Origin of the sequence: Campylobacter felis (assembly GCF_030250085.1) — a bacterium.
Lineage (GTDB): Bacteria > Campylobacterota > Campylobacteria > Campylobacterales > Campylobacteraceae > Campylobacter_D > Campylobacter_D upsaliensis.
This window is the reverse complement of record NZ_JANURX010000027.1, coordinates 3,000-5,290: the sequence shown is the minus strand read 5'-3', so window position 1 is coordinate 5,290 and position 2,291 is coordinate 3,000. Positions and strand designations below refer to the sequence as shown.

Here is a 2,291-nt window from a genome sequence, read left to right as displayed (position 1 = left end):
AGCAAAAATCCGCATAAATCCTCGTAGCCTAATCTTTGCATTAAAATGGTAATATTTGAATTTGTATTTTGCAAACGCGTCAAAACGCTTTCTTTAAAGTTTTCATTAACTAGCTTTCGCTCGGCTTTAGAACTCATCGCGCTCACTTTTATCGGGTCGTCAATTAGTATCTGGTCAGCGTGAAAGCCTGTAATTGCGGATTTTAAAGTCGTTACAAAAAGCCCTCCCCCCTCACTTAAAACAAATTCTTTAGAATTATCTTGCAAGAAACTGGGCTTTTCCTCAAATATACTTAAAAAAAAGCTTGATTTTATCAAATCCCGCACTTGATTACATATTTTTTTACATAATTCATCACTATAAGAGATGTAGATAAATTTGCGTTTTCTATCATTACCCAAAGCCCACGCTATAAAGCTTCTTGCTATGGTTTCAGTTTTACCATAACTTGGTGGCATATTTAGCATTAGTCGTCTTAAAATTTCAGTATTATTTTCTTTTGCATAATAAGGCAGTGTAAGGCTTAAAACCTCACACAAATAATTAAAGTGCCAATTTTCCAAAAACTTCGCCTTATTGTATCTATCCCATTTAAGCCTTAAAAAAGTGTAAAAATCCTTTTTTGCTAACGCCCTTAAAATAAGCTCTTTTTTATACTCTTTTGCTTCTTTCATTCTCTATCTTATCAAATAACCCTCTTTGCCTATAAAAGATAAAATCCCTATTATCTTTATTTGCAAAGCAATTTCCCAAATTTGTGCTTTTAAAATGCAAGTTTTGCAAGTTTTGCAAGTTTTTCGGCTCTTTGCAAAAGTCTATAAAGTCTAAAATCTCGCTTTTTGCACTTGAAAAAAAGATAAAAGGCATTTCTATATTTATGATGAGTTTTAAAAACTCCCTCATACCAAAAAATCCCTCATAATGCGCCCTATCAGTTTGTATATAAGGAGGGTCTAGGATAAAAAAGAAGTTGCCCCGCTCTTTTGCTTCTTTTATAAGTTCTTTATAATCCTTTTGCACCCTTACAATACCCTTTAAATAGTCCTTTTTATTCAAAACCTTGTTATAATTTAAGCGGTTATACATTTCTTTACATTTAAAAAAGTCTTCGCAATCTTTAGCATAAGCCCCACTAAATCTTAGCCAAGAACTAAGTTGTATATAATCAAATTCGCCCTCATCTTTTAAAAGCTTTTCTATCTTTTCTCTTTCTATTCTTTCTATTCTTTCTTGTGTTTTAAGCTCTTTATTTTTGACAATTTCTACAATTTTAAGCCTTAAAGCCTCCGTTTTTTCAAGCATATCTAGCCTTTTTTGAAAATCATCATAATCATTCCATATAACCTCGTTATTTTGAAATTGCCTTTTTGTCTCGTGCGCTAGCAATCCACTTCCTCCAAAAACATCATAGAAAACCGTGTCTTTATTAATATAGCATCTCATATCCTCTAAAGCCTCTCTATAAAGCTTAAGCATATTTTTCTTATTGCCATTAAAGGCTAGGGGTGGTGTTTTATAAAGGGGGATATAATTTTCTTGCATTTTCTCTCCTAATTAAAAGGAGTTATTTTTGCAAAAACTAAGCTTAAAAACTAAGCTTAAAAACTTTTGCTTATTTGCCTGTAAAAAGCAAATGAGCTAAACCTTTAAAATATTTGTCCCTTCTTTAGCTTCATAAAAGGCTATTTTTCCGTCAAGCCTTTTTATCTCATCCTCATAGCGTTTTCTTTGTGAATTTAAAAGCTCATCACCGCTTTTTCTTAAACTTTCTAGCATTTTCTTAAGGTTTTCACATTCTTCTTTACGCATCTTTATCTCACTATCCACCAAAGCCTGTTTTTTAAGATTAAGCCTATAAAATAAAAGCCATCCTAAGAAAAAGCCCACTGCAAAATTTACATTGATATAATCCTTAAAGATTATTGCTAAAATTTCCATTTTAAGCCTTTTTTGTGAAAAATTAAAATATTAACATTTTAGCAAGAATTTCATCAAAAGGATTAAATATGGACCTGACTTTTTTAGATGATATAGCAAGAGGCTTGGTTGTAGGATTTTTTGCTTGTTCTGTGCTTGGTTTTTTATTTGCAAAATTTTTAAATAAAGAATAAAAGCTCCTCCTTATAAATTAGCTCATTTGTGCCTTTTAACTTTGATAAAGCTTTTTTCAAGCTTGAAAATGTATAATTTCTCGTTTATCAAAAAGGGGTTTTGCTATCCCCCCGCGTTAAATTATTGATAAATTTAAGGCTAGTAACGACTTTGGGTAGCATTCGATTATTTACTAGCCC

General features: G+C 31.5%; 3 protein-coding genes. All 3 read right to left on the bottom strand.

Features of this window, described 5'->3' with window-relative positions:
* On the bottom strand, positions 1-674 hold a 674-nt coding region (locus tag NYG92_RS09005; protein WP_289234197.1), incomplete at its 3' end, for a terminase large subunit domain-containing protein.
* A complete protein-coding gene (locus NYG92_RS09000; RefSeq protein ID WP_289234196.1) occupies positions 652-1,542 on the bottom strand; it encodes a DNA adenine methylase in 891 nt (296 codons plus the stop codon). The genes NYG92_RS09005 and NYG92_RS09000, both read right to left, overlap by 23 nt.
* Before the next feature lie 96 nt (positions 1,543-1,638).
* A complete protein-coding gene (locus NYG92_RS08995) occupies positions 1,639-1,938 on the bottom strand; it encodes a hypothetical protein (protein ID WP_289234195.1) in 300 nt (99 codons plus the stop codon).
* Positions 1,939-2,291: the final 353 nt, after the last annotated feature.